This is a genomic window from Pseudomonas sp. GZJR-8 (assembly GCF_002916705.1).
GTDB classification, from domain to species: domain Bacteria; phylum Pseudomonadota; class Gammaproteobacteria; order Pseudomonadales; family Pseudomonadaceae; genus Aquipseudomonas; species Aquipseudomonas synxantha_A.
Genome location: NZ_JXSI01000006.1, coordinates 293326 through 312288 on the forward strand (window position 1 = coordinate 293326; position 18963 = coordinate 312288).

Below are 18963 nucleotides of genomic sequence, written 5' to 3' on the forward strand. Positions count from 1 at the left end.
ATTGGGAAATCATCGCAAGGAAACTTTGGCCAATGTCTCAATGCTTACAATTGGCGAAGTCAGATGCAAATATAACGTCGACTAAATGCCGGTTAACCTCTTGTGAACCCCAAGAGCCACGCATATGTGAGATTTTCGTGTTGCTTCGTTGTTGGTGATAAAGTCTTGCCATACATCAATGAGGGAACGACATGAAATTATTCGTAGGGGCGCTGGCCTTGGTTGCGCTGTCAGGATGTTCAACTCCATCAGACTTGATGGCTGGGAAGCCTGTTACGACGCAATTTACGACGAAGGATCCGCGCGCGGTCGCGTTATGTTTATATCCAGCCTGGCAGGACTACCGCTCCAATGCTGTGATGAACGAAACCACGACTGGTTATCGCATCGTTGCTGGATCTGATGCTGGACAGACGGACGACGTTTTGGATATCGAGCGCGGGAGCCAGGGTAAGGGCAGCATCGTGAAACATTACCAGCGAGCCGCATGGTCGCAAATTGGACGCGGTGGGCTTCTGCCGGCCCTTAATAGATGTATTTGAGTTCAACTTAAAAAGCCGCCTCCGGGCGGTTTTTTTTATTCCCGGAGCAAGCCATGTCAGCATTAGCAATCAACTATCAACCAATGACAACAATTTTGCTTTACGGCCAGCTACGCCAGTTCGGTAGATCATTTCGACTATCCGTTCGATCGCCAGCTGAAGCGATCAAGGCGCTATGTGTTCAGATACCAGGGTTTGAACGGTTTATCTCAAACGCCAAATCGCGCGGGATAGAGTTCGCTGTTTTCCGGGGAAAGACGGCTCTTGGCGAGAAGGAAGTAGCGTTTTCAGGCGCTGGTGACATTCGAATCGCCCCGATTATTACCGGCAGCAAGCGAGCCGGTCTTATTCAGACCATCATCGGTGCGGTGTTGATTGCTGTGTCGTTCATCCCAGGGTTTCAAGTGCTTGCCGCGCCCGGGATTGCGCTGGCGGCCGGCGGCGTAATCCAGATGTTGAGCCCTCAAGCCACGGGCCTCAAGACCAGCGCCGCACCCGAGAACACCCCCGGCTATGCCTTCGGCAGCGCCAAGAACACAACTGCCTCCGGCAACCCTGTATCCCTATGTGCAGGCCGCCGGCGCTGGGGGGGGGCGATCATCAGTGCCGCCATTTACGCCGAAGATCAGATGTAGCCAACACCCAAAAAAAACTGAAGCCGCCCCAGAGGCGGTTTTTTTATGCCTGGAGAAAAGCATGGTCGCAGCACACAAGATCGATGTTTATGGCGCCAAGGGCGGTTCCGAGAAGCCTAAAACCCCAACCGAAGCACCAGACAGCCTGCGTTCCGTCGCCATTGCGAAAATGCTCATTGCGGTGGGTGAGGGTGAGTTTGACGGTGCTCCGACCGCCAAGGACATCCTTCTCGACAATACGCCGCTGCAAGACCCGCAGGGGAACATGAACTTCCCGAACGTGAAGTGGGAGTGGCGCAGCGGGGCTGTGGACCAGTCCTATATCCAGGGCATCCCATCGGTCGAGAACGAAACAACCATCAGCACGGAGCTGCGCAGCGGCACGCCGTGGGTTCGAGCAATCACTAATACCCAGCTCTCGGCTGTACGTGTGCGCTTTGCCTGGCCTGCGCTCCAATCGGTGGACTCCGGCGGCAACATCAACGGTTACGCGATCGGATATAAGGTCGAACTGGCAACGGATGGTGGGACGTACCAGGAGGTTTTGAACGAGGCTGTGTCGGGCAAGACTACCAGCCTGTACGAGCGAACCCGACGTATCAATCTGCCGCGCGCGACAACCGGGTGGCTGCTTCGTATCACTCGACTGACTGCAAACCAGAACAACAATAAAATTTCAGACACCATGCAGATTGCCGGCTTCACTGAGGTGATCGACGCCAAGATCCGGTATCCGAACACCGCGCTGCTTTACATCGAGTTTTCTGCGGAACAGTTCCGCAGCATCCCAGCAGTGACGATCGAGTGCGATGGTCGGAAATGGCAGGTGCCGAGCAACTACGACACCAGGTCGCGCACCTATACGGGCGTCTGGGACGGAACGTTCAAAGAGGCCTGGACCGACAACCCTGTTTGGCACACTTACGGCATCACCACGAACGACCGTTTCGGCCTGGGCCGTCGCATCAAGCCGTGGATGGTGGACAAGTGGGAGTTGTATCGGATTTCGCAATACTGCGACCAACTGGTGCCGGACGGGAAGGGTGGACAGGAACCTCGCTTCATCTGCAACTTGAACCTGCAAAGCAAAGCCGATGCCTGGTCACTGCTGCGCGATATCTCGGCGATCTACCGCGGCATGACCTACTGGGCCCAGGGCCAGGTATTCACCCTGTCGGACATGCCGCGCGCCACCGACTTCGACTTCGCCTACACCCGGGCGAACGTGATCGATGGCAAGTTCACTTACTCCAGCGCATCGGAACGTACCCGTTACAGTCGTGCGCTGGTCAGCTACGACAACCCGCTGAACAACTACGACACCGATGTCACAGCTGTGACCGATGCCAAGCTGCAGCGGCGCTACGGCGACAACCCGTTGGAGATCAGCGCAATTGGTTGCACTCGCGAATCGGAGGCGCAGCGCCGCGGTAAGTGGGCGCTGCTGACCAACTCCAAGGATCGGGCCGTAACCTTCAAGGTTGGTTTGGATGGTCGTATCCCGCTGCCTGGCTACGTGATCCCGATTGCTGACGAACTGCTGGCCGGCCGTGCAATTGGCGGGCGTATATCGGCGGTAAACGGCAAGGTCATCAAGCTGGACCGCGACACCCAGGCTAAGCCCGGCGACCGACTGATCCTCAACCTGCCTGACGGCAAGTGCGAGGGGCGTACCGTGGAAGTGGTCAGCGGTCGGCAGGTCACGGTCACCGTGGCCTACTCAGTGACGCCTGAGCCGGAACTTGTGTGGGCACTGGATGCTGATGACTTGGCCGTCCCGCTTTACAGGGTGGTCAGCGTTGCGCGGCCAGAGCCTGGCGTGTTCGAAATCTCGGCCGTGCAGTACGACCCGAGCAAGTTCGCGCACATCGATACCGGTGCGCGCCTTGAAGAACGCCCGATCAGCGTAATCCCGATCACCGTGGTACCGCCGCCGGCCAGCGTTACGCTCACGTCGAGTTACGCGGTAGATCAGGGCATAGCCATCAGCACCATGAACATCTCATGGCCCGCTGTTAATGGCGCCGTCGCTTATGACGTGGAGTGGCGCAAGGACAGCGGAAACTGGATCAAGGTGCAGCGCACAGGCTCAACGAGCGTCGACGTCACCGGCATTTACTCAGGTGCTTACCTGGCCCGGGTGCGGTCGGTAAGCGCCTTCGAAATCTCGTCGATCTGGAAGAGCTCCAACCTGACCAACCTGGAAGGCAAGACCGGCCTGCCGCCGGCGGTGTCGTTCCTGACCACCACCAGCCTGGTCTATGGCATCGGCATTCAATGGGGCTTCCCACCAGGTGCAGAGGACACTGAGCGCACGGAACTTTGGTACAGCCAAACGGCTGACCTGACGACCGCGATAAAGCTGAGCGACTTCAGTTACCCGCAAGCCAAGCACGAAATGCACAGCCTGTTGGCTGGCGCGAGTCTGTTCTTCTGGGCTCGCCTGGTGGATCGGACCGGCAACGTCAGCCCATTCTTCCCTGTACCTGGTGCGGTCAATGGTCAGGCCAGTTCGGATCAAGCCGAGTATGAAAAATACTTTGCGGACAAGATCGGAAAGGGCGCCCTGTACCAAAGCCTTCGAGAAGAGATCGAGCTGATTACAGGTGATGGTCCAGGATCTGTGAATGAACGCCTGGAGGAGGCCAAGCAGGAACTTGAAGACCTGATCAAGAAAGTGAGCGATGCCCTCGCTTACGACCCGGCAAAGCCGTATTTGAAGGGCGACATCGTGCGTCTGGATCAACGCCTCTACCAAGCGAAAGGCCCTGTGCCTGTCGGCGCAACGCCGCCCGACGCCACGTACTGGACCGATATTGGCACCATCATTGAGACCACTGACGCGCTGGTGTCGCAGGTCCAGATCATCGAAACCAAGATCGAGGAAGTCGACGGCAAGGTGTTGGCCACCGCTACCTCCGTCGAGGCGTTGCGTTCTGCTTCTCGAGGTGATGATGGCGCTGGCGATCTTGCCGACGCAGTCAAGGGTTGGACATCTACGGCGGATCTTGCCGTTGAGCGTAAAACCCGAGCCAGCGAAAATGATGCGATGGCCCAGCAATTGCTGACCTTGGGCGCACAGGTTGGTGACAACAAGTCGTCGCTGACGGTGCTTGAGCAGGTGGTTGCCACCAACCGCGAAACGTCCGCAACGCAGATCACCCAACTCAAGAGTGATCTGTCTGCGGTTGATCAAAAGGCGATCGGCAATGCCCAAGCGATTAATGGCCTCGACACGAAGGTCACCAACTTGGACGGGCGGGTCACGGTCCAGGCATCCAGTAATGAATCACTGCGTGCTTCGGTGCGTGGTGACGACGGCGCCGGCGAACTGGCGGGGGCGTTGAAAGCATATGAGTCCACCGCAAGTATCGCCCAGCAGATGCGTGTTGAAGCATCTCGCGAATTAGCAACTGCTGAGCGGCTGACTACCTTGCAGGCCGGAATTGATAGCGCGAAGGGGCTTATTCAGCAGGAGGAGCTGGTTAGGGCCACCGCGATCGAGGTTCAGTCCAAACGGACTGATACGGTCCAGGCCAGTTTGGGCCAGACCAATGCATCGGTTCAGCAGGTGAGTCAGACGCTAGTTGGGCTGGACGGGCGGGTATCTGCTCAAGTCACCTTAAAGGCCCAGACAATCGTCGACGGTCGCAGGGTCACCACGGGCATGGCATTCGGATCCAATGGCGAGCAGTCAGAGTTTCTGATCATGGCTCAACGGATGGCGGTCGTTAACGAAATCGACGGCAAGGTCGTTCCGATGTTCGTCATTGAGAATGGCCAAGCCGTATTCAACATGGCGATCATCAGCAAGGCGATTATTCAGGAAATTGTCCTTGGGATGGTCCTGCGCTCTCCAGCCGTCGACTCGAAGGGCCGACCACTGCTGGAGATCAACATTCCTGCAGGCACGTTCACCCTGCGTAGTTCTGGTGCTGGTGGCGCATCACTGCTTACTAACGACGGGCTATCTGTATATGACGCAAGTGATTACCGACGAGTAATGGTAGGGAGACTAAATAATGGCTGATTACGGATTATGGACGTGGGCACCCGGCAACGTTGCGCAGATTACTCCCGAATCTTTCACGATGCGCGTCGTTTACACCGGCGTTGCTGACCCGGGCAACGCGCCGGCTGGTAAATACTGGGAAATATCAATCCCCGGAGTCACGCCGGAAAATTCACAGGCGTTTTGTATACCTCTTGGGCCGATTAATAGGAATCTCGACAGGCAGCTGGAGCCGGAGGTAGTCAATGGAGCGGCGCGAATCTGGAGAACTATAAGAGGAGATCCGTATGGAAATTCCTCCTACACCAGCACGAAAATGAGACTGGTTGTAGTGAGGTTTAAGTGATGGCTGAGTCCTTTGGATTAATGTTTGAAAATGGCGGCTCAGATAGCCGTGTGATCTTAGACTCTGAGTATACGAGGCTGAATACGATCTACTCTGGAACCTATGCGCCGAACGGCGCGAATAATATAGCGCAGGTCAATTTTCCATCTCCTATCACCACTCAGGAGCAGCCGTTTGTTTTCATACGCCCGAACGCTGCCGATGGGGTAATTGGAATGTTGCCTGTTATCTACGGGGCCCCAGGCAATTGGACAGGTTTTGGGGTTGGTTGGTACAACAAATACAGCGTTCTGCCCGCTGGGAAATGGTTTGCCGCTGGTTTTGGCGCATCGCCTATTAGTGACTATGGAATGAGACTTCTTCTTCCGGTTGAAAACACCATATTCGACTCGGGAATGCCTAGCGCTCATTTTGTGAGGTCAACAAACACTTGGCGGTATACGGGATACGATTATGATCCTCAGGGACTTACCAGATCTTATTTTGTTGCGCCGTTTTATCTTGAGGAGGGCGAGTATGTACTTGTAAATAATATGTATATGCCGCTGATCCAATCTTCCGTTGTCAGCTCGCGGTCACTTTATTTGACTTGGGATTATCCCGGCAAGCAGCTTATAGCAGTCACGGTTGGGACTACTGGACCAATTTATCTTGGCATACCCGTGATGATCGGAAAGCAATCGAATTAAAAATTTAAATAGAATTTATATAGCGCCCGGTGCGGCATTATTCGGAGAGACTCATGGCTTCTTGGTTCTCAGAAGGAACCGTCACCGTCAATAACGGCAACACCGTTGTGACTGGTGTCGGTACGAAGTTTTCAAACTGCCGCTCTGGCGATATGTTTGTCGGTCCAGATAACGGCGTCTATCAGGTTATAAACCCGTCGAGCGATACCTCCGTGTCGATCTCGCCGGCTTATCGCGGAGCCAATGCATCCGGTGCGTCCTACGGCATTGTCCCTGTAAACGGCTACCCAAAGGCCCTGGCCGATGCGGTCAACTTGATGGTTCAGCAGTGGGGAGCCACGCTCGCAGGGCTTGGTCCCGTCTCCAGCATGGCGGTTGTCCCGTTTGCAAATGGTGGTTTAGGTTCTACCAGCAAAGCAGCAGCGAAAGCTGCGTTGGACCTGGGCACTGCGTCAACTAAAAGCTGGGGTCTGCAAGACGGCGAGCTTATCCCTGCGGGTACTTACAGTGGGTTTTATTCGAACAATGCCCCGACGGTCTATCAATCTGATAGGCCTGGCGAACCAGGGCAAGGTGGTGCTTTTTCCAGACTTGGCGCTCCCGGCTCGTCTTCAGGCTTGTCCTACAGCACGGTTATCCGTATTCCCTATGCTCCGGGCTTCGAGGCGCAGTTGTTCATCCCCGTTGCTCAAGGTACCGGTAACTTACATTTTCGAACTACGGAATCTAACAATGGCGGCGCCTTCGGCCCCACATACAAGCTTTATCACACAGGCAACACCACCCGCGGTTCCGGCGGTGCGCTTTCTGCGGCATCGCCAATCCTGAGAATTGCGAGTGTGTCCGCCAGCGAGCGCCGCGACCTCCAAGAGGAATCGTTTCTCCCCGCCGGCGAATGGGGTGTGGCCAACGATGAAGCACGCGGCGTTATTGTTGAGCGCCTCGGCGTTGGCGAGTATCGGGTGACCGGCAGCCTCGGCCTGGCACTGGAAGGCTGGCGGACCCACGACCCAAGCTCCCCCGACGGTGGTCGGATGCTTGGTATCACCGACAGTCATCAGGAAGAGGACGGCACTGTCATTATTCGCCTATTCAAACAGCGTTGGACGCTCACCGATGACGGAGAGATGGTGCTGGGCCGGGGCTCACCTATGGATGTCCCGCTGAATAGCTGGATCGATGTGCGGCTTGAAATGCCCAAGGTCGACACGCCGCCGCCACTCAGATCGACCGAAGAATAGCAGCCCGCCAATTGAGCGGGCTTTTTTACGCCTGGAGAAAAGCATGTCGACCACCGAAACCCGCGGGGTACGCAACAAGAACCCCGGCAACATCGATTACAACCCTGCCAACCAGTGGCAGGGTCAGCTGAAGCCAGACCCTGCGCTAGAGAAACGCTTCGCCAGGTTCGATACGCCCGAGAATGGTATTCGCGCCCTGGGCAAGCTGCTGCTGACTTATCAGCGCAAACATGGCCTGAAAACTGTGAAGGCGATCATCAGCCGGTGGGCGCCGTCGGTAGAGAACGATACTGCGGCGTACGTGCGCGCGGTTGAAGCGAATACCGGTACTCGGCCTGGTGCGGAAATTGACTTGGCCCACACAAAAGTCATGACGGGCTTCGTCAAGTCGATCATCCACCATGAGAACGCCGGGTACGTTTACCCCGACGAAGTGCTGGCGGAAGGCGTGCGGCGGGCACTGACATGACGCCAGTGCAGAAGATTGCCGGCCTGGCGGTGCTGGTTCTGTTGTTGATGGCCAGCGCCGCCGGAGTGACTTGGCAGGTTCAGGACTGGCGACTGGGCAAGCAACTGTTCGAACGGCTCTCGGCCCAAAGCGCCGCGCACCAGGGTCAGCTCGACGCCATAACCAACGAAGCCTGGCGGCAGCAGAAGGCCGAGCAGGATAAGCGCTTGGCCATCGAGCAGCAGATTGCAGTGCAGGACCAACAACACACTCAGGAATTATCCGATGCTCAACGCAATCAGGCTTCTCTTCGCGATCGCCTTGCCACTGCTGATGTCCGGCTGTCAGTCCTTCTCGACGGCACGGACACAGCCAGTCGCTGCGACGTGCCTGCCGCCCCCGGCGCCGCCGGCGTGGTTCATGCAGCCCGTCGAGCCCAACTTGACCCAGCGCATGCGCAACGAATTATCGCCATAACTGATGAAGGTGATAACGGCTTGATAGCGTTACGAGCATGCCAAGATTACGTCCGAGCTATCAATCACTCGCATTGAAAATCATAAATCCGAATGTGAGATAAGGCATATCATTCGGATTCATTCAGCAGCGGGATCGTGAAAAAAACACATCCGATCAACGTTGCAAATAAAGCTAACGTCTCTTCCAACTCCGGGTCTTCAAATATTATCGAGCGCGAATCTAGGGCGCATAGAGCACCATATAGCTGCCCATCAGGAAGGAAGATGGGAACACCTGCATAGCTTTCTATCGCATACCGTTTAACCACCGCACGACTCGAGTATCTACCGTCTTCACTGATTTTAGGAATAAAAAGCGCCTTAGGATCTCTACGGAGCTCGCTGCAAAGCGTGATTTCCAGTTCCAGTGTATCCCCAGCCTCTATCCCCATATGCATCGGGTCGTAAGCTGAGCAGACGATCCAGTGGGTTTCGGTGAACTTCGCGATCCCGGCAAATCGCATTCCAGTAAGGCGTGTTACAAGTTTTAAAATGCTAGTGATAGCTTCCATCTCAGCCAACGCTGAACGCTCGTTTAAATTCAGCACAGAGTGCAAGCTGATTTCGGGCCTATTCATATTCCACCTGTGCTGTTTTTAATTGGGCGCGCCGCATTGGCGTCTGAGATCCTACGACCAGCCGAAAATTGCGTTTGGCTGATTTACTACGTCCTGAATCGAAGAACCAAATCGTTTAGGTTAACGGCCAAGCGAGAAAGCTCGTTGCTCGCTGTAAGTGTCTGGCGGGTGCCTTCACTGCTCTGCACTGCAAGGTCGCGGATGCTTATCAGACTACGATCAACATCCCGTGCGACGTGAGCTTGTTCCTCGGACGCGGTTGCAATTTGGATATTCCGATCGTTAATTTCGAGCACGGAATTAATAATTTGCCGCAACGACTGGCCCGCTTGTTCTGCAGTATCTCGCGTGCTGTAGACCTCGGATGTGCTCTTTTGCATAGATTCAACCGCGGCAGAAGAGCCTGCTTGAATCGTGGATATCATCTGTTCAATTTCTTGCGTCGATGTTTGTGTTCGGTGTGCCAGCGCACGAACTTCGTCTGCGACTACTGCGAAACCGCGACCCTGTTCTCCTGCACGAGCCGCTTCTATTGCGGCGTTCAAAGCGAGTAGGTTTGTTTGCTCAGCAATCGCCCTGATCACGCTCAAAACTTTAGTAATGTCTTGCGCCTGGCCCGCGAGTTCTTTCACCTGATCTGATGACACCTCTACCAAGCCTGTCAGGCCGCGCATCGCTGTCAAGGTCTCAGTGACTTTTTGATTCCCGAGATCTGCAGATATGCTTGATTGCATCGCTGCTTCAGATGTGGAATTGGCGTTCCGTGCAACCTCTTCAACAGCCGCGCTCATTTCAGTTACTGCGGTAGCAGCTTGCTCGATTTCGCTATTTTGCTGCTGAAGTGTGCGATCAGCGCTTTCTGTGATCGAGGTCATTTCGACGGCCGCGGTGCTCAGTTGGGTTGAAGCTCCCGAGATTTCCAAAATGGTGTGTCGCAAATTTTTCTGCATAAGATTCAGTGCATGCATCAAACGCGAAGCTTCATCTGAACCTGTTACTTCAAGATCATGGGTGAGGTCGCCAGCAGCGATATTTTCCGCCAATTTAAGTGATGAACTGATTGGGCCTACGATGCTTTTAGTGAAAAAGATCGCCAGTGCTATGGTTAAGACAAATGCCACGATCAGCACTGCTATCAGGACTTTTACGCTATGGGTATATACGTCGGTCGCGTCTACTCCAGATACCACTGCCTGGCGTGCATTTTGCTCTCGCAGCAATGTCAGTTGCTCTTGATAGGCGGTCGCTCTTTGTGCCTGTTCTGTATTGGCAAAGATCAAAGCCTGATCATGATCAGATGAATCCAAAGCGATTACTTTTTTGAGGCCGTCGACGTAAGCATTCATAGCCTGATTGGCCTTCGCGAACTGGATTTCGTCCTGCTCACCAGACATTAAATGTGCACGATAGAAATCAGTCTTCACCTGAAGTGTCTGTATAGCTTCTTCGACCTTTGACAGCGAGAAATCATGCACCTCTGCCGTGGTACTTGAGAGCATGCGGATACTTTCAAGACGGGCGTGGAGGAGGGCGATCTGAATATCGTCAATGACCTGAATGCTTGGAAGGGAGTTTTGCTCAATGGCCTGTTCTGTAGCGCGTAGCCGATCAATTTGCAGATAAGAGAAGCCCGCCAAGCTGATCAGTAGGAGTGTGATTAAGCCAAAACAGACGAAAGCTCGCCGCGCGATACTCAAGGATCTCAATTTCATTTAGGCCTCCGAGGGCCGGATTTAGTAGCGTGGCATTTCCACGTAATTTCAAGGATCACGAACGCAGGCAGCATTTTCATGCGGCACAGTGACTTCCAGCTGCAGCTTGCAGGCATATACCTGAAACGAGGTATGCAAAAAAATTTATTGGAATGATAGATGTGCTAAATAATTGCGCGCTAAGTAATTTCGTGTGCGCTCGCTATGTGCGGTTCACCATTTTTTTGGCTACGGCACGTCCGGGGCGTGCCATGCTAAAAGCGAGCATTTACAAGCACAGCACATGGCAGGACTCTCCAGACATGCTGACGTATGGGGGGCGTTTGGATTTGGACAGAGCACTATGGACAAGCGGCTTGCAGGTCTTTCATTTCTACTTACCCTTGGTTGGGTGACCGCTGTCGTGTTCGTCATGTGGTTTTTCAGCGGATAGATCCAGTTCAATAAGCTCTGAGCCCTGGTTCCTAACGTTGCCCACAGCCTTGCTAACAGGGAACCACTCAAACTCTTCAGTGGGCTGGCATAGGTCCTTTGCGATTTCTTCCGCGCGTGCAGGTGAAATATCAGGATCAAGCCATTCGTTGGCGTGCTCCGGAGTAAGAACCAATGGGCGGCGGTCGTGAATATCAACCATGCCCTGATCGCTGGCAGCAGTGATGATGACGAAACCGTCACCTTCGTGGGGGTCAAGGCCTAGATGTACCTGGGCAAGTGCTCCGAAGAACATCGGTTTTCTGCTTTTGAGCCGAATGAAATATGGCTGCTTCTTTTTCGGGTCGCCCGGGTCTTTGACCCACTCATACCAGCCTTCGCTAGGTACGATCGCACGGCCAGTCGGCCAAAGTTGTTTGAAAAATTTACCAGTCGTGACGGTTTCTACCCGAGCATTTATCGGGTCAGGCCGTTTGCCTTTAGCCCAGAAGGGCGCCCACCCCCAGTGCACAGCGTCAATGTGCAACCCATCCTCTTTGCTGTGCAGCAGTTGCACACGCGTCGACGGTGCGACGTTGAACCGGTTTATAGGTTCTGCGTCGTAGCCACTGAAAAGCTCGATCTGAGGGTTCAGCTCCTCGATATAGATCGCCATCCCCTCGTACTGCACGAATCGGCCACACATAGACTTCTCCACACGTCGGGTGCCTGGAACGGTTTACTGCCGCCCATCTCTATACGGTAGACCTTCACGTGTGCAATTCGTCATGACCTTCGATATTCGGCAAATAAGCGAGCTTAGAGCCTGGCTTGCCCTCGATGATGACCCTGCGTTTGTTAGCGGGACGCCCGAGTACAGGTACGAGACCCGCCTGGCAATGACTGATGGCCTCAAAAGCCGAGGAATCATCGACACTGCCGAGTGGCGCGAGTTGGTGTCCGAGGCCAGCACCGCGTACACCGAAGAGGTGGCTTGAACCGCCCGCTTGTCAGATATCTCTTACACGAAATTGACCGCAAGCCATCTGCGCTATTAACTGTACATTCGTACAGTATCTGTAAAAGGCTGCGTCATGAGCTTCTCAATTTTAGGTCCTATCGCCGAGGGTGGCACGAAGCTGCCCTTTTGCTCTTTTCGGGTGCCCGCCGGCTTTCCATCGCCGGCGGCCGATCACATCGAGCAGCACATCTCATTGGATGAGGTCCTAAATATCAGGGCGCCGCACGTCTATCTCATCGCGATTACTGGCGAAAGTATGCAAGGGGCGGGAATTTTTGAGGGAGACTTGGCAGTTGTGGACCGGTCAATTGAGCCGGTCCACGGGCACATCGTTGTCGCTCTCTTGAATAATGATCCTGTATGCAAGCGACTTTGCAAACGTGGGAAAGAGGTGATTCTTTTATCTGAAAATCCAAAATACCCAGCGCGGTATGTCCTGGAGGGCGATGAGCTATCGATCTGGGGCGTGATCACCAGCACAGTGCGCAGTCATGTTTAAATCGCCTGTATTCGCACTTGTCGATTGCAACCGTTTCTACGCTAGCTGTGAGCGCGTGTTTCGCCCGGATCTGGCGCGCGTCCCAATCGTTGTCTTGAGTAACAACGATGGCTGTGTCATTGCGCGTAGCTATGAAGCCTCTCCCTTCGTCAAAATGGGCGAGCCGTATTTTCAGATTAAGCACAAGCTCAGACAGCACGGGATTGTGGCCTTCTCGTCGAATTACGCGCTGTACGGGGATATGAGCCAGCGCGTCATGAGCGTGATTGAATCGCTGGTGCCGGCCGTTGAGGTGTATTCGATTGATGAAGCATTTGCAGACCTGAGCGGTATTACCGGTTTGGATGCTCTGGGCCGACAGATCCGTGCCCAGGTGCTCCGATGTACCGGCATTCCGGTTGGTGTAGGTATTGCTCATACAAAGACTTTGGCCAAGCTGGCCAACCACACGGCAAAGCGACTGCAAGCTCAGACCGGTGGCGTGGTGAACATCACCGATCCGGTCAAGCGCGATTGGGTGCTGCGTAATACTGACGTCTGCGAAGTGTGGGGCGTAGGCCGCAAAATGAAGCTCCACCTCGACGCCATGGGCATAAAGTCAGCGATGGACCTGGCCAAGGCAGATCCTTGGACGCTCCGTAAGAAATTCAGCGTAGTGATCGAAAAGACGGCGCGGGAGCTGGCCGGCACATCGTGTCTGGAACTTGACGAGCCCGACCCGCCCAAGCAAGAAATTTGCTGTAGCCGGATGTTCGGCAAACGGCTGACCGATCTGCCGCCGATCAAGGAAGCGGTGGCCACCTACATGATGCGGGCGTCAGAGAAGCTCCGCGCCCAAAACTCACTTTGCAAAAAGGTCCGCGTCTGCATCCGCACAGGCATGTTCAATCCGGAGGAGGCGAAGTACGCCAACGGCGTGGTGGTGGATATGCCATACCCCACCGATGACGTGCGCCTGCTCACGAAAGCCGCTGTCGATGCGCTCGACAGGATTTTTAGGCCGGGTTTCAAATACAGCAAGGCCGAAGTGATGCTGCTCAACCTGTGTCAGCCAGGCGAATACACAGATGATCTTTTTGCAATATCGCAGCCGACCGAGGCAACCCAGGTCATGACCGTCCTTGATCAGATTAACGAGAGGTGGGGAAGGGGAACGCTTCGTTCTGCTAGCGTGCCCACCAATCCCGACTGGGGTATGCGTCGGGAGATGATGAGCCAGAGTTACACCACCAAGCTGGACCAGCTTTGGGCTGTAGCCTGCAAGTAGCTGTTATTCAGGACTCATCAGTACCGCCAGAGTCAGTTTGATGAACTCCTCGTTATCGTCGATGGCTTGAAGGGCGCCACGAACATTCTCTGCTATCTCGGCAGAGCCACGCTGCTCCACCCAGTTGGATAATTCCATGATGGACGCCTCAAGGGCGAGTTGGTTTTCGTAGAGTTTTGAAAGCAGGGAAGGGAGCAGATCTGAGCTGGGCATTGGCGTTCCTCTTGTGGAGTGAACAGCGTAGCAGTTGACGATTGGGAGCGGTCATGAGCGTCCATTTTCGGCCGATTCTGTTGAAAAAGTCGGATTTTCAGATTGCCTGAACTCAAGCGCGACCACCACTGGAGAACCTACTCACCACATTGAGTGGTTTTTCGGCCCTTCGGTGACCTTCGCTGCTCTGTTATTGGGTTAATTTGAGGTTTTTTGCTTGGTGCAGGCGCACCTATCCCGTGACTGGTGGCCCTTGAGATGAAAATTTGGCCAGCCTTCGCAGGTTCTGCACCGCAGCGGCCAGCGTGAATTCATCCGTCGCGCCACTCATGCCACGTAGTCGCAAGCGATCCAATTTCAGGATGCGCTTGAGGTGGGCAAACAACATTTCGACCTTTTTACGTTCGTGGCGAGAGCGCTGATATGCCGGCGTTGCTGCAATGCACCGAGCCACATCGCGAGCGGCTTCATGGACGCTGCGAGCGATCTTGCGGAACGCAGTGTTCGGGCAGCACTTGGCTTTCATCGGACACGTAGCGCAGTCGGTCTGCCGGGATCGGAAGATGATGGTGTTGGCTTTTGTGACGTGCGAACGCTCGTTTTTGAAGGCTCGCCATTCGCTGCGTAATGGGTTGCCGGCCAGGCAGCGGTATTCCTCGGCCTCTTCACTCCAGTGGAAATCGTTACTCGAAAAGCTGTCGTTCTTGCGCTCGGTTTTGTCCCATACCGGCACATGCGGCTCGATGTCCTTTTCCTCCACCATCCAAGCCAACATCGGCGCTGTGCCGTAAGCGGTGTCGCCGATGAGGCGCTCTGGCTTGATGTTGAACTGCGCTTCGAACCGATCGATCATCGTCTTGGTGCTCTCGACTTCTGCAGTTCGATGAGCCGGTGTGGGTTCCACATCCATGATCACGCCGTGCTCGGTATCGATCAGATAATTCGTGGAGTAAGCGTAGAAAGCTGGGCCGCCTAAAGCAGCGGTCCAGCGGGCTTGAGGATCCGTCAGCGACAGGCGCTTCGGTAGCGTTTCGGCCAAAGCCTCTTCATCGAGGGCTTCAAGGTACTCACGCACGGTGCGGGTGCTCAGGGCCGGATCGCTCCAGTTGACCGGTTCATCACCCGGTACACCGCGCTGCCGGCTGGCATCCGCTTTGATGATGCTGGCGTCCACGGCAAAGCCTTCGCCCTTGACCAGGCCGGCGTCCATGCAGCGACGCAGCACTTCATTAAACAACCAGCGAAATAGATCGCTGTCCCGAAAGCGGCCGTGTCGGTTCTTGGAAAAGGTTGAGTGGTTGGGGACTTCATCTTCAAGGCTCAACCGGCAGAACCAGCGATAAGCTAGGTTCAAATGGGCCTCTTCGCACAACCGCCGTTCGGAGCGGATGCCATAGCAATAGCCGACGATCAGCATCCGAATCATCAGTTCGGGATCAATCGACGGACGCCCAATCGGGCTATAGAAATCGGCGAGGAAATGGCGCAGGTCGCTCAGATCAAGACACTGATCAATGCTGCGCAGAAGGTGATTGGCTGGGATGTGATCTTCAAGATTGAACGAGTAAAACAGTCGCTCCTGCCCACTCGATAACTGTCCCATCATGCTGTGTGATCCCCCTCCGGCCAATGAAGAGATTTTGCCGGAGGCCAGTCAGGGGAGCTACTTTTTCAACAGAATCGGCCAATAGCCGACATTCAGATCAGCCTATTGAGGAAATTACTCGGAGGCCCAAACGTTCCACCACTCCATCTCGCCGCGTCCTTAACCATCGATATCGCCGTTTCGGATGGCCATCCTGATGGCTTGTGCTGTCGTTGTCACGCCCAGACGTCGGCGCGCTGAGCGCAGGTGATTTTCAACCGTACGCTCCGACAAACCGAGAGTTGCTGCAATATCCGCTTGCCGTCTTCCGGCAGCCGTCCATTCCATGACTTCGCGCTCTCGCGGGGAAAGGCTTTGTAACGCTTCGTCCAGTGGAGACTCAAGCAACCGCCTGGCTGCGAAAAAAGCGGCCGTCGCAACCAGGCTTAGTCCCAAGCGAACCCGCGCGCTTCCATCCACCGGCTCACCCCCCAAGCTCATCGCGCCCTCAAGCCCCTGCGGGCCGAAAACTGGTACCTGCAACCCCTGAATCCCTGAATCACCGGGAGAACGAATCACCCGGTAGCGCTCTTCTCCGTTGGCCTGCTCTTTCTGCCAGAAGAAGGATTGGCGAGCATTCAGAAGGTGGCGAGTCACCGGACAATGTCGAACATAAGTCTCAGCATCCACCGATTGACCGTTATCGAACCAATCGCCTTCGACCCAGTAGATATGCTCAACCACTTCTTCACTTGCCGGCGATGCAGAAAACAACACGAATCGATCATAGCCGTAGGGTGTGGCAAAACCCCTGACGGCTTTCTTGATTGATTCAAGTGTGCGCGCCGTCTCTATCTCCAGAGCAGCTCGCATCGCTGTTTCGGCCGGCCCGTCGCTCACTATGATGCGACCTCTTTCAACAATGCTTCAGCTGCCAACTTGCCTAGATTATTGCCTGCCAGTGGGCTGTCGCCGGTCAGCAACTTGCGGTCTTGGAGCGTTGTACCTGAAATATCCTGGTTGACGATCTCAACTCCCAGGGCTTTCAATTGCTCACCAAATTTCCAGTTCAAATGCCCAGGCATATAACCGATGTCGGGCGTTTTTGCGTCGAGACTGTCTGGAAATGCGCAGATCTTGTAGCCGTTGAAAATGTAGGAATCCCTCGACTCTCCAATACCCGCTGCGAGCATTGCTGCTGGGCCGTGACATAGGGAGATCACAAATTTGTCGTTGGTGATTGCCCAATGCAAAGCCGCTTTCACGTCGGCACTCTCCGGCAATCCAATCAGCGCGCCGTGTCCGCCGGGTATGAAAACCCCGATGTAATCCGAATCCTTGCCCAGTGCCTTTTCGACCACATCGGAAAGCTTCAAGGGTTTTTTGAACTGTTCGCGGTATTTGGCGTAGAAATTCTTTACCTCGGTATCTTCGGAAGGCATGGCCCAGAACTCAAACTTCACCGGATTGCCTGACAGGGTCGCAACGTCGAACGCGAAACCGGCTTTGTCGAGGTGGTACATGGGTAGCAACGTCTCGACCGGGTGATTACCGGTGGAAAACATGGTGCCGTTGTCAGTCAACAAATAGCGCTCGTCTGCGCCGATCAGCAAAATCTTCCAGCGGCCACCTTGGTAAGGATTAGGGTAATCCGCGTCACTCAAATCAGATTTTGGCGAGGTAAATTGGCTTAGCGAGTATGGAGAGGGGAAAAAGGCATTATCCTCTGCCTGATCCGGCGTGGGGCGCTTGTCGTCACTCTGCAAGGTAGTCATGGTTTTCTCCTACGAATGGGCCGATTGCCGAAATCAATGCTAATAGCGTGACACAGGCCCGGCAATGAGGGTTTTCCCTCAAAGAAATTTTCCGCACCCATACAGTACGCTGATCGGCTGCTTTTGGCCGAATGCAGCCATAGGATTTGTCTCATGATTCGTGGCCTATTGGTGGTTTGTGTTCGGTCGACAGGACGCCGGGGGAGGGGGGGAAGAGTTCCAAAACTAAAACCGCACCCCTTATAGAATGCCGTCTGTAGCCCGGTCACTTTCCTTGGGTATTGGAACTCCGCAGGCCTTCAGAGCCCCAGCCCGTATGAGTTTGCATAGCGGTCTTGAAAACCGGCGGACGTTAATAGCGTCTCCAGGGTTCGAATCCCTGGTTTCCCGCCAAGATTTACACAAAAGCCCCGCGAAAGCGGGGCTTTTGCGTTTCTGGGGTTTGGTTATGCCGGGTTACTCAGGCTGTAGGCCTAACTCGAAAAGCCAGGAACACCGGCCCGAACGGGAAGGTACTGACTTCCAGCTCATCCAGTGGATTGAGCGTGTGCGTGCGGCTTCCAGCGTTGCTGTAGATCACATGGCTGCTCGATACAACGATGTTGACCTTGCCGGCGGCCGCCTGAATTAGATTCACCTTGAACCCTTCAATCACATCATCACCGATTGTCAGCGTGACATCTGTATCGCTGATAACCAGGATCGACTTGCCTGAGTCCGCCATGGTCAAGGACCTGCTCCCGGTGATAGAGACATTGGTGTGCACATGTCCGCCGGCGTGGTAGCTGACCATTCTCGGATCAGCGAAGACCCGGGCGAAGGAACCGACATAATTCACACTGGCGCGCATGTCGTCGAATTGCTCGACCACGTAAGTACCAATGCTGCCGGAGACTTCCCCGTTGGGGTCCAGCACCCATTTGCGTCCTACCATCAGTCCGATCTGGGTGTTGGCGCGTACCCCAGCACGCATTTCTTCCAGAAAAAGCTGGCTGATCTGGCCACCGCCTTTGCCCTGGACATAGGTAAATCGTGCAATGGAGTGGCTGTCGCCAGTTGGGCTGCCCTGGGCAGTGTCGACCTTGTAGTCGACAAAGTCTGCCGAGACGATGGTGGTCGTGGTGTTGGCGTTTGGCGCCCAGGTAAAATCCAGGGCCCTGCCGGTTTTAACCTGATCCAGCGAGGTAGTGGTTTGCGAGGTGGTAGTAGAGCCTGACTGCTTCAAATCATCATTCATGATACTCATCCGTAAGTGAAGTGCGGGTCGAAATGACGCAAAGCGTATGACCGCCGTCATAACACCACGTTTTCTACAACACCATATTGTCTTACTTGAATCCGTATGGCGCTGTCACCGTGCAGGTGTCCTCGCCCTGCCTCATGATTTCAAGCTTCTTTGTTAGGTGAAAGGTCGAACTTCCAAAACAGTGTCCTGTCCGAGCCTTCATACCGGCGTTTAAGTGCAACCTGC

General features: G+C 54.8%; 17 protein-coding genes and 1 pseudogene. 9 read left to right on the forward strand and 9 right to left on the reverse strand.

The genetic code is table 11. The features are described from left to right. Positions 1-191 precede the first annotated feature (191 nt). From TK42_RS14825 to TK42_RS14860, 7 genes are all read left to right on the forward strand, one after another. Positions 192-542 (forward strand): hypothetical protein, encoded by a 351-nt coding sequence (locus TK42_RS14825; RefSeq protein ID WP_103734564.1) that lies wholly within the window; start codon positions 192-194, stop codon positions 540-542. 53 nt (positions 543-595) lie between these two features. After that, positions 596-1177 carry a tail assembly protein gene (locus tag TK42_RS14830; RefSeq protein WP_103734565.1) on the forward strand — a complete coding sequence of 194 codons (582 nt, stop codon included), beginning with the start codon at positions 596-598 and terminating at the stop codon, positions 1175-1177. Positions 1178-1238: 61 nt separating this feature from the next. After that, complete coding sequence (locus TK42_RS14835) at positions 1239-5207, forward strand: phage tail protein (RefSeq protein ID WP_103734566.1); 3969 nt, start codon at positions 1239-1241, stop codon at positions 5205-5207. 327 nt (positions 5208-5534) lie between these two features. Beyond that, complete coding sequence (locus tag TK42_RS14845) at positions 5535-6224, forward strand: hypothetical protein (protein ID WP_103734568.1); 690 nt, start codon at positions 5535-5537, stop codon at positions 6222-6224. Positions 6225-6277: 53 nt separating this feature from the next. Further along, positions 6278-7465 carry a hypothetical protein gene (locus tag TK42_RS14850; RefSeq protein WP_103734569.1) on the forward strand — a complete coding sequence of 396 codons (1188 nt, stop codon included), beginning with the start codon at positions 6278-6280 and terminating at the stop codon, positions 7463-7465. A 43-nt stretch (positions 7466-7508) separates the two neighbouring features. Next, the gene (locus tag TK42_RS14855; RefSeq protein WP_103734570.1) at positions 7509-7934 is read left to right on the forward strand and encodes a structural protein; all 426 of its coding nucleotides are present in this window, start codon (positions 7509-7511) and stop codon (positions 7932-7934) included. Then, positions 7931-8467 (forward strand): lysis system i-spanin subunit Rz, encoded by a 537-nt coding sequence (locus TK42_RS14860; RefSeq protein WP_103734571.1) that lies wholly within the window; start codon positions 7931-7933, stop codon positions 8465-8467. The genes TK42_RS14855 and TK42_RS14860 overlap by 4 nt, the downstream gene beginning before the upstream one ends. Positions 8468-8499: 32 nt before the next feature. On the opposite strand, the gene TK42_RS14865 is transcribed toward TK42_RS14860, so the two are convergent. The 4 genes and pseudogenes from TK42_RS14865 to TK42_RS14875 all read right to left on the reverse strand — a co-directional run bounded on the left by TK42_RS14865 (position 8500) and on the right by TK42_RS14875 (position 11838). Next, the gene (locus tag TK42_RS14865; protein WP_103734572.1) at positions 8500-9009 is read right to left on the reverse strand and encodes a GAF domain-containing protein; all 510 of its coding nucleotides are present in this window, start codon (positions 9007-9009) and stop codon (positions 8500-8502) included. 86 nt (positions 9010-9095) lie between these two features. Further along, entirely contained in the window at positions 9096-9977 is an 882-nt protein-coding gene (locus TK42_RS27340; protein ID WP_371920255.1) for a methyl-accepting chemotaxis protein, read from the reverse strand. A gap of 24 nt (positions 9978-10001) precedes the next feature. Next, positions 10002-10721 (reverse strand): annotated as a pseudogene (locus tag TK42_RS27345) (MCP four helix bundle domain-containing protein); the annotation flags it as partial. Positions 10722-11094: 373 nt separating this feature from the next. After that, a complete protein-coding gene (locus tag TK42_RS14875; RefSeq protein ID WP_103734574.1) occupies positions 11095-11838 on the reverse strand; it encodes an SOS response-associated peptidase family protein in 744 nt (247 codons plus the stop codon). Positions 11839-12226: 388 nt separating this feature from the next. Here TK42_RS14875 and TK42_RS14885 point away from each other — a divergent pair, with 388 nt between their 5' ends. Both TK42_RS14885 and umuC read left to right on the forward strand, forming a co-directional pair. Further along, a complete protein-coding gene (locus TK42_RS14885) occupies positions 12227-12652 on the forward strand; it encodes a LexA family transcriptional regulator (protein ID WP_032880717.1) in 426 nt (141 codons plus the stop codon). Further along, entirely contained in the window at positions 12645-13919 is a 1275-nt protein-coding gene (umuC, locus tag TK42_RS14890; protein ID WP_103734575.1) for a translesion error-prone DNA polymerase V subunit UmuC, read from the forward strand. The genes TK42_RS14885 and umuC overlap by 8 nt, the downstream gene beginning before the upstream one ends. Before the next feature lie 3 nt (positions 13920-13922). Here umuC and TK42_RS14895 read toward each other — a convergent pair whose 3' ends face one another. From TK42_RS14895 to TK42_RS14915, 5 genes are all read right to left on the reverse strand, one after another. Further along, a complete protein-coding gene (locus TK42_RS14895; RefSeq protein ID WP_103734576.1) occupies positions 13923-14132 on the reverse strand; it encodes a hypothetical protein in 210 nt (69 codons plus the stop codon). Between the two features lie 232 nt (positions 14133-14364). Further along, positions 14365-15738: a transposase gene (locus TK42_RS14900; protein WP_103734577.1), complete on the reverse strand. Its 1374-nt coding sequence runs from the start codon at positions 15736-15738 to the stop codon at positions 14365-14367. A 159-nt stretch (positions 15739-15897) separates the two neighbouring features. After that, the gene (locus TK42_RS14905; protein WP_103734578.1) at positions 15898-16617 is read right to left on the reverse strand and encodes a PA1136 family autoinducer-binding transcriptional regulator; all 720 of its coding nucleotides are present in this window, start codon (positions 16615-16617) and stop codon (positions 15898-15900) included. After that, positions 16617-17492 (reverse strand): glyoxalase III HchA, encoded by an 876-nt coding sequence (hchA, locus tag TK42_RS14910; RefSeq protein ID WP_103734579.1) that lies wholly within the window; start codon positions 17490-17492, stop codon positions 16617-16619. The genes TK42_RS14905 and hchA overlap by 1 nt, the downstream gene beginning before the upstream one ends. A gap of 460 nt (positions 17493-17952) precedes the next feature. Beyond that, entirely contained in the window at positions 17953-18729 is a 777-nt protein-coding gene (locus TK42_RS14915) for a hypothetical protein (protein ID WP_103734580.1), read from the reverse strand. Between the last annotated feature and the right edge of the window lie 234 nt (positions 18730-18963).

What these genes read in the sequence shown, in the direction of transcription:
- TK42_RS14845 (WP_103734568.1), top strand. Translation starts at nt 5,535, where the DNA reads ATGGCTGAGTCCTTTGGATTAATGTTTGAAAATGGCGGCTCAGATAGC.
- TK42_RS14835 (WP_103734566.1), top strand. Translation starts at nt 1,239, where the DNA reads ATGGTCGCAGCACACAAGATCGATGTTTATGGCGCCAAGGGCGGTTCC.
- TK42_RS14875 (WP_103734574.1), bottom strand. Translation starts at nt 11,838, where the DNA reads ATGTGTGGCCGATTCGTGCAGTACGAGGGGATGGCGATCTATATCGAG.
- TK42_RS14850 (WP_103734569.1), top strand. Translation starts at nt 6,278, where the DNA reads ATGGCTTCTTGGTTCTCAGAAGGAACCGTCACCGTCAATAACGGCAAC.
- TK42_RS27340 (WP_371920255.1), bottom strand. Translation starts at nt 9,977, where the DNA reads ATGCATGCACTGAATCTTATGCAGAAAAATTTGCGACACACCATTTTG.
- TK42_RS14895 (WP_103734576.1), bottom strand. Translation starts at nt 14,132, where the DNA reads ATGCCCAGCTCAGATCTGCTCCCTTCCCTGCTTTCAAAACTCTACGAA.
- TK42_RS14825 (WP_103734564.1), top strand. Translation starts at nt 192, where the DNA reads ATGAAATTATTCGTAGGGGCGCTGGCCTTGGTTGCGCTGTCAGGATGT.
- TK42_RS14885 (WP_032880717.1), top strand. Translation starts at nt 12,227, where the DNA reads ATGAGCTTCTCAATTTTAGGTCCTATCGCCGAGGGTGGCACGAAGCTG.
- TK42_RS14830 (WP_103734565.1), top strand. Translation starts at nt 596, where the DNA reads ATGTCAGCATTAGCAATCAACTATCAACCAATGACAACAATTTTGCTT.
- TK42_RS14855 (WP_103734570.1), top strand. Translation starts at nt 7,509, where the DNA reads ATGTCGACCACCGAAACCCGCGGGGTACGCAACAAGAACCCCGGCAAC.
- TK42_RS14900 (WP_103734577.1), bottom strand. Translation starts at nt 15,738, where the DNA reads ATGATGGGACAGTTATCGAGTGGGCAGGAGCGACTGTTTTACTCGTTC.
- TK42_RS14860 (WP_103734571.1), top strand. Translation starts at nt 7,931, where the DNA reads ATGACGCCAGTGCAGAAGATTGCCGGCCTGGCGGTGCTGGTTCTGTTG.
- hchA (WP_103734579.1), bottom strand. Translation starts at nt 17,492, where the DNA reads ATGACTACCTTGCAGAGTGACGACAAGCGCCCCACGCCGGATCAGGCA.
- TK42_RS14915 (WP_103734580.1), bottom strand. Translation starts at nt 18,729, where the DNA reads ATGAATGATGATTTGAAGCAGTCAGGCTCTACTACCACCTCGCAAACC.
- umuC (WP_103734575.1), top strand. Translation starts at nt 12,645, where the DNA reads ATGTTTAAATCGCCTGTATTCGCACTTGTCGATTGCAACCGTTTCTAC.
- TK42_RS14865 (WP_103734572.1), bottom strand. Translation starts at nt 9,009, where the DNA reads ATGAATAGGCCCGAAATCAGCTTGCACTCTGTGCTGAATTTAAACGAG.